Source organism: Hyphobacterium lacteum, assembly GCF_036330345.1.
GTDB classification, from domain to species: Bacteria; Pseudomonadota; Alphaproteobacteria; order Caulobacterales; family Maricaulaceae; genus Hyphobacterium; species Hyphobacterium lacteum.
This window is the reverse complement of sequence record NZ_JAZDRP010000019.1, coordinates 1-1057: the sequence shown is the minus strand read 5'-3', so window position 1 is coordinate 1057 and position 1057 is coordinate 1. Positions and strand designations below refer to the sequence as shown.

Genomic DNA, 1057 nt, shown 5'->3' with positions numbered 1-1057 from the left:
CCACCGTCGAAGGAGCGGCCGAAGGTCGCGCCATAACGGTAGATCTGGCCGTCGCCTTCCGAGGTCACATCATATTGAGCAAACAGCTCGACACCTTCGACATCGTCGCGGGTGATGATGTTGACCACGCCGGCAATCGCGTCCGAACCGTAAATCGTCGAAGCACCGTCACGCAGCACTTCCACGCGGCCGATCACGGAAACCGGGATCATGTTCAGGTCGGTGTAACCGCCGGTCGTGGTCGGGGTCGCACGGCGACCGTTGACCAGGAGCAGGGTCCGCTGCGGGCCGAGACCACGGAGCGAGATGGTTGCCTGACCGCCTGAGCCGTTGTTCACGCGCGAGTTGGTTTCACCACCCGGCGCAAACGTGATCTGGTCAGCGAAGTCTTCCAGCGTACGAACGGCCTGAACATTCAGGTCGTCCTGGCCGACGACCGTGATCGGGCTGACAGACGTCAGCTCGCTACGGCCGATCCGCGAACCGGTAACGATGACGCGGTCATCCGCACCATCTTGCGCAAAGGCGGGAGCCGCGAGGCCGAGTCCGCCGATGAGCGTACTTGCCATCAGGCAAGCCTTGAGAGTTCTCTGTTTCACTCTGAATTCCCTCCGAGTCATTAAACAGTTTGACGACGCCGGTTGTCCCGGCTGGTTGGCTTGTTGGGTTGCCCCCTGTTATCACCGAGTCGCATACACGACACAGCACCGTCACAAATCGTGCAGTATCAAGTGTCACGGGTCAACGATCACTCTGTAATAACACTGTCATGAACGTGAGATGCCCACAGAGGTGTTGCGGATAAGCCGCAGATACGGCTGAGCGGCGAGTTGACGCTTCTCATACAACCGATTCTTCGCCCTCAGCGCGAATCACATCGAAGCCCGGAGGCCGGAACAGAGAAAGGCCGCCCCGGGGGACGGCCTTTCAACACGCTCAGAACACAAACAGTATTCTGATTTTACTCGATGATTTTCGAGACGACGCCGGCACCGACGGTGCGGCCGCCTTCACGGATAGCGAAGCGCAGGCCCTGGTCCATCGCGATCGGCGTGAT

General features: G+C 59.8%; 2 protein-coding genes. Both read right to left on the bottom strand.

The window, feature by feature from the left end:
- Positions 1 to 569, bottom strand: a 569-nt coding sequence (locus V0U79_RS13600; protein WP_330200055.1) for a TonB-dependent receptor plug domain-containing protein, incomplete at its 3' end; no start/stop codon positions are given.
- Positions 570 to 961: 392 nt separating this feature from the next.
- The coding region (locus V0U79_RS13595; protein WP_330197884.1) for an EF-Tu C-terminal domain-related protein at positions 962 to 1057 on the bottom strand (96 nt) is incomplete at its 5' end.